Source organism: Xanthomonas sp. D-99 (assembly GCF_017746145.1).
Lineage (GTDB): Bacteria > Pseudomonadota > Gammaproteobacteria > Xanthomonadales > Xanthomonadaceae > Xanthomonas > Xanthomonas cissicola.
In genome coordinates this window covers 1-6,690 of sequence record NZ_JAGHWU010000120.1, presented here as the reverse complement: position 1 = coordinate 6,690, position 6,690 = coordinate 1, and the positions used below count along the sequence as shown (strand labels likewise).

The 6,690-nt window shown below is 50.9% G+C and carries 6 protein-coding genes; 4 read left to right on the top strand and 2 right to left on the bottom strand.

Annotated features, from left to right (window positions below; genetic code table 11):
* The 4 genes from J7360_RS20995 to J7360_RS20980 form a co-directional block, all read left to right on the top strand.
* Positions 1–766, top strand: a 766-nt coding sequence (locus J7360_RS20995; protein ID WP_209034759.1) for a hypothetical protein, incomplete at its 5' end; no start/stop codon positions are given.
* A 497-nt stretch (positions 767–1,263) separates the two neighbouring features.
* Entirely contained in the window at positions 1,264–1,878 is a 615-nt protein-coding gene (locus J7360_RS20990) for a hypothetical protein (RefSeq protein ID WP_244667879.1), read from the top strand.
* Positions 1,879–2,077: 199 nt separating this feature from the next.
* Complete coding sequence (locus tag J7360_RS20985) at positions 2,078–3,676, top strand: DUF4365 domain-containing protein (RefSeq protein ID WP_209034755.1); 1,599 nt, start codon at positions 2,078–2,080, stop codon at positions 3,674–3,676.
* A gap of 125 nt (positions 3,677–3,801) precedes the next feature.
* Positions 3,802–4,728, top strand: a complete 927-nt coding sequence (locus J7360_RS20980; protein ID WP_007969367.1) for a hypothetical protein — start codon at positions 3,802–3,804, stop codon at positions 4,726–4,728.
* A 246-nt stretch (positions 4,729–4,974) separates the two neighbouring features.
* On the opposite strand, the gene J7360_RS20975 is transcribed toward J7360_RS20980, so the two are convergent.
* Both J7360_RS20975 and J7360_RS20970 read right to left on the bottom strand, forming a co-directional pair.
* A complete protein-coding gene (locus tag J7360_RS20975; protein ID WP_209034753.1) occupies positions 4,975–6,042 on the bottom strand; it encodes an ankyrin repeat domain-containing protein in 1,068 nt (355 codons plus the stop codon).
* 91 nt (positions 6,043–6,133) lie between these two features.
* The gene (locus tag J7360_RS20970) at positions 6,134–6,367 is read right to left on the bottom strand and encodes a hypothetical protein (protein ID WP_209034751.1); all 234 of its coding nucleotides are present in this window, start codon (positions 6,365–6,367) and stop codon (positions 6,134–6,136) included.
* Between the last annotated feature and the right edge of the window lie 323 nt (positions 6,368–6,690).

Here is a 6,690-nt window from a genome sequence, read left to right as displayed (position 1 = left end):
GTTGTTCAGACCTTCCCTAGATGGCAACGCGGAGTCCTCGACTGCTGATGTAGCCCTCAGCTCAACGAAGGGCTTCTGTTTTTTGGTAGAGGTCAAACCTTCAAAAGAAAGAATTAGAGACGAATGGAAATTGCAGGGGAAAAAAAAGCGCAAACGCAAAGCTAGTGTTCATTCGAAGGCAGCATTTCGCACTTTGAAAGGACTGGTGGAGGCATTTGAGAGCGATCCGGCTGACGAAGAAAAATCCAGATTGCTGCGCCGTTCGCTGCGGATTCACCAAGTTGCATATTGGGAGGGCCAAGCCCGAGATAAGCGGCACGATGGAATAATTAAAGTCGAGCCCTATATCAATGCCTGCATCCGAATGCGCCGGGTTGATGAGCTAACCAGTGATCGATGCATTCCAACGTTAGAACATCTCAGTTATCAGTTCATTTTTGATGAAACACATGACAACCAATGTCTACAAGCCAAGGAAATGCTAGGAACATCACAGAAGATTCAATTTGATATCATCTCCAAAAAACCCATTGAATCCATTAAAGCTGCGTACGGTGCAGAATATGACGAATTCCAGGAATATGTAAATTGGCTTTGCGAAAGTTGCAGCGAAGATGGCGATATCGATCAACCGATTAACTGCATCGTGATGACCAGCGATGGATTTCTACAAGCCATATCAAGCCTGAGAGAGTTGGCTGATTTGCTAAAAATAGACTTTTCCCGAAAGCCAGAACTAAAAAGTTCAGACCCAACTCAGCGTTAATCCTACTCAACTGCCCCAACAGGACAATCACTGAGGTGCGCCCAGATCTGAAATTTTTTCGATATCCGCATCCATCTCTTATTGCATGCCTCTAAGGCCCTATCCGCCTCGACCAAAGCTAATTCGTGATCTAGGCGGTGAAGCGCCGCGATGTAAGCTTGAAGCCAGAAATATTTTTGACTCATCGGTTGGCTTTTTGTTTTACTTTCCATTGCCGCTCTTGAAAATTGACTGGCATCGACAGTAAGGCCTTTTGGTCGTTCGTCAAGTTATCTTTTCCGTTTCGCCCGGGACCACTGCATGATGAACCATTCCGAAGCACGGCCGTCTAAGGAACTTTTGGGCGTATCATGCCTAGCAATTGATCGACCACGAGAACTATGCGCCACATCGAAATTGTCCGATCGAAGCGTTCCACCCGGTCACCAGAAGACGCGAACATTGCATCCTCCAAGAGGTCATGGTCCCTCACCCGCTTCGTCGGCAGCCTAGCTGCCATGACGACGCTGGCTGGAATCGTACTTCACGGATGCGGACATGTTGCCTACACCAGCTATCTAGATGCCTGGGGCGTCCAGTCTGACCTTTTTCCACAATCGGCTGATTGGAAGGTTGTTCGTGGCTATTACGCCATCGTGCTACAAGGGCTTGGAATGATCCAATCCTTTCCATGGATTTCGATAGTAATCGCTTTTTTCGTCTTATGGCTCGCCGTCTGGGTTTACCGGCTACCCACACAATCGGTGCGGGATGGTCACCTTCAAAAGTTCTATCGACGCTATCCATGGGTCAAGCTTGGCCTTACTTCTGCGGGTGTCGCAGCGTCAGGAATCTACCTAACAATGGCGGCATACATTGTTGGCCTGCTTGTTTTGACAATTCCAGGCGTGATTGGGGAGCGTTATGGAAAAGAGGAAGCTTTCACAGAGAAGCGGCATCTCCTTGGTCCCGTATCGCGAGGCACTTCAGAACTCTGGGAAAAGGGTGAGCGAAAGATCCGAGGCCACATCATTGCCAGCAGCTCTGACCTGATTGCCATCTACGACACCGACCTCCATCAGGTCCGAACGCTATCGCGTGGCGATTGGGAAATACGAAGAGTAGGTCCTTAGAAGCATAGGCGTGAGGATACTGGTGACCTCCGCACACTTGACAGCATCTGCTCACCTGCCAGCGCTACGAAGTGGTAAATTTTCTGTTCGGAATGAATCTTGGCAAAGGGGGGACAACCATCCATCCGTCTGGATGATCATCTCCCACTGCCTCGCCGCATTGACACAGACTCGTCCATGTCCATAAGGAGGTGATGCTTTGAGCCTTTCAGCCAATCAAATTACAGGACGAGCCGCTGAACTCGAGGTTGAGCAGCTCTTCAACAGCTGGGGATGGGTGGTTGGCACCGACCACATTGATGATGGCTACGACCTTCTCGTTATGCCTGATCGTGCTCTTTATAAGGGCGCTCGATTTTCGGTCCAAGTCAAGGGCGAGGCGAAAGTTGGTAAGAAGCGTAGCGTCACAGCACCAGTTGCTAAAAACCGTCTTCGTCACTATGCGGAAGACCCACAGCCCGTTGTTATCGTCAGACGCACTGGTAATGGGAAGCTCTATTGGGTTCACGCGCAGGCGTGGGCCAAAGCCAATCCAGGTCGACTGAGCGGCTCGGGCAATGCGGGTGTGCGGATGGACCTCAATCAAGAACTCAACGAACGCGAGAGCTTCGAACACTTCCTCAAAGCAAATCTAACGCCAGCTGCCCAGCGGCATCATGCATTAGCTGAGCTTGCGGAAGATCGGCGCGTCTACCTCAACTCTCTTGATACTAGCCTTGAGGTCGACGTTGGGCTCCTTGATGGGCGGGAGTGCTTCACTATCCGGGCCGCTGCGGGCGGTTCCAAAGCCCGCATCCAATTTGAAGCTGCTACTGGTGAGACTAACTTAAGAGCCTTGTCTGACGCCATTAGGCTAGGTAAGCCTGCAGAGATCCAGGTGGAAGATGTACGCTCGATAGGATCTCCCCTTCTTACTACTCTCGGCTTGGATTCCCGGTCCAGTGGAACGATCTCCATCGAACCAGCTCAACGCCGCGCAGGATTCATTCGTCTGCATGCGGGCGAACGTCACACTGTATCGTCCCCGACCGTTATGCTCCCCGCTGAACTCTTCATTGGGCAGGAAGGCGTGTCAGTGGTGGCATGTCACCCAGATCACCTCATGGAGATGTCTGCCGATTTCCATAAGCAAGGTGCCAGAGGAGGAAAGGTCGATTGGCATATCACTTGGAGTGATGTGAGATTGTCATCGGTCCCCATCCGAGATCTCACCGCGCTTCGCGATTGGGAGTCATGGGCGACGTCAGTGGAGATCAAGCAGTGTGCAAGGATTGAATTTAGTTTCGAAGGTTCGCACCACGTTCTTCCCATTACGCTTGCCACGGTGCCGGAGCTCCAATTACTGATAAATACCGCCCGAACGTTTGGGAGGCTCCACCTTGTGGCCGACGCCGTCCAATCTTCTTTCCAATTGCCGCCCGGCTATGACATCACACCGGGCGAAATGGGAGATATCGACCTTGCTTATGCACTCTTGAAGGGCGAGACACTACCAGTTGTCATTGGAACACTTGAGTTTGAAGCAAAGGCACCGGTTGAAGCCAAAGATTATGAAATCTTAGTTCAAACGACGCTTCGAATTGAAATTGGCAAACTGCTTCTTGCCGAGCTTCCCGTCAAGATCGAACTTCCCGATTTCAAGGTAGTGCCGCTGGATGGATCGCCGATGCATAAGCTCACAAAGGAAGGAAAGCACCTCGGCATGCTTTCGCTCGACGACCACACCACTGTTCCACGCTCCACAGAGTTAGAGAAAAAATTGGAAAGATGCCATTCTGATGACTTTGAACAGCCGTGAATTTGGTCATACTTTCAACGTGCGATCAACGGAAGAAAAGCAAAGGTGACCAAATTTCGTTCTAACCTGCGCCTCTTTAAATATATTATTTTTAAATCTCAGCTTGTAACCGACAAGAGGTTATCATGGATCCGATCGCTGCAGCGTCAGGCTTAGCCACCATCGTCTCGCTTGCTTCTGACTTCGTAGCGCAGCGCAAATCTTCTCGCGACGCAGATATCGAAGAGTTCAAATCATGGCTTACTACGCAAAGGCATGATGATGTGATTGCCCTGCTCGAATCAAACCAAATGACCGCTTCAAGCACAAAAGCTTTCATTAGGGAGTCGCATCAAAATTTAATGAAACGGCTAGATGACTTAAATGACCTTCTAATTCACATGAAAGCTAAGGGCGCAACCCCTGTTTCACAAACGCCATCTGCAATTGAAATCATAACACTGGGCGAACTGAACAAATTTACTGGCACACCAAGCGATCAGGAGGCTTTGGCCACGCGCATTGCGCTCCACGCGATTGAACAAAAGGCTGTTCAATTCAAGGTGGACTTGGAAAAAACGGTGGTTAACATAGCGGCCAATGATCAACTTCTCCTTGCCCGATACGAACAATCGCGGATAAAGCTAGCCAAAGAGCTTGAAGAAAGGCTTACCTTTCTCACCTCTCCTCTTGCCCAAGACGCATGGCGTTACTTTTTAAGCACGACTCAAGACTGGAATTTGGTAATCGGAAAATTCATAAAACTTGCAAGCCTTGACCCTAACGATCGCCATTCTGGGAAGAAGATCGATGTGTGGCGAACCGACGAACCTGAGGTTTTTGCAGGAATTTATCTGAATTCCGAAGAGATTTCCGCGATGTTAAATCACTTGGATTTTTCCTCTATGCGGGATTTAGCTATGGGTTCTCATTGGCGCGCAGCGATCGATCTGCCCAGCGAAATGATCACATGGCACGTAATTCCTGCGATCACCATTGCATTACGCGCAAAAAACATTGACATCCAGAGCGATATGTTGGCTCTTCACGATTGGCACATCGGCGAGGGTTAATGTGCAAGGCAACTTACCCTTGCCTATCAAGCAACTGGTTCTTTTGGGCGCGGCCACTGCGGTTTAGGCTGTCGTTTTAAATTACTGCCCTCCCAGGCGCGACCTGGGAGGGCAGCAGTGTTGAGCCCATCGCTGCCTAGCGCACCGACCTTAACTATATCAGACCTATTGCGTAGCAGGAGCCACCGTAAATCCTACGAAAATTTAGAAGCTATTCAAGACGTCCCAACCCCAGGCCAGCGTCACTTACAGGCGAGTGCTGCGAGATGGACGCTTCTCTAATGAATTTGATACATCGCTATGCGCTGCTCTCTTGCGCTCGTTGGATTGAAGCTCTCTGTGTTGCTTCGCTGCATCAACTCTGGAAATCGCTTCATCAAGCTTCGCTTCAATCGCTTCGTCTGTGATCAGGTCCCGCACATCATCTAAGTTCACTCGGCGAACCAAGATGTCGGCCACCTCATCACGGCCATTTTCGAGTGCGACGTGCAAAGCCAATTCGGGATAAGCTGTGTTGTGCGCAAACTCCAAGATGGACTTGACGATGCCTGCATGCCCATTTCGTGCCGCAGATCGCAGCGCCTCTTGGCCAAAGTCACGAGGCGCACGGTGGGTTGTCACAATCGCGCCGAGCAAGGTGCGCACCAGTTTTTCATGCCCCTTGGCAACAGCGGCGTTAAGTCCTGATGTGTAGGTGTCTTCCGGATCTGGGAGGCCAGCTTCGATCAAGAAATCAACGACGTCGACATGGTTATTCTCGGCCGCCGCCGCAAAGCCATGCTGCGCACATTGGATCTTGGATGAAAACGGCAGCAGGTGCTTGATCACCTCCAAATTGCCTTCTTTGCATGCGGCAATTAATGCTCGACTGCCCTGTACCTTGGCATCTGAGAACAGGACCAATTGAAAGACGACATCGGCATGACCATGACGTGCTGCCTCATACAACGCAAGTGAGTCATGTTGCAGAGGGCTACACTCTTTGAGCAGTCGTTTGACGCACTCCGTGTGCCCGTGCCTGGCAGCAAGCACCAATGCTTCGTCATCCTCTGCATCGCAAAACGCCATGAGCTGCTCGACCGCTCGCAGTGATCCTACCCTAGCAGCCACATCAAGCGGATAGACCGAAAACGACTTCGACAACAGTGGCACCAGTTGATCAATCAAGCTTTCTTTTCCGCTCTTGATCGCTACCTCAATGGCGTGGCGTGCCGCAGCATCGCTATCACTTTGAGCCTGACAAAGCGACGTCACATACGTCTCACTCCCCTGCTTCACAGCCTGTCTAATCTTTCTTTTAAGTGCCTGGTCCATTTTCTCTCCTCCCCTTCAACTTAACGCCATCACGTCTTTCGTCAAGATCACAGCGTGATGGCGTCAGTCGATTGGATAAGCCCAACGGGACTTACAGATCATTGATGTCAGGAACATCATCCTCGTAGTCGCACGCAATGAGCGAGCCGCCTTCATCTTCGATGCGAAGGATCTCAGGCGCGCTGTGCCATTGGTCGAAATCAAAGTCGCTGTAAGCGATCGCGTCGATATCGCATTTGGAAAGTGCTTCCTCTGGCGAGCTCGCCTCAATCATTGCCCAGTGGACGATTTGGGCATACGCATTAATCTCGATGGTGTATTTCATGCTGCTCTCCGTGCCTGGTAACCCACCAAGCTTCGGAACGCAATCTATGCATCAGGCCCGGATAGCTAAAGGACGAGGTCGTCCCGGGTCGCTGAACAACCATTCATCCGTTGCCTACAATCCTGACGATAAGATGCGCCAGGCAGCCGTTACGTAGGGTGGGTGGTCACGCTACACGGGCTTCGTGTCTTCGTCTAACTCCTGGCGATCCAGCAAGGCCATCTGGGCTGCATGAACCGCCATCAGGTGGGTTCTGTAAGCCTTCCGCCAAAGTTGCTTCTCGCCATTTGACTGCCAAGGTAGCGCTAAGGAAGGTCTGAACA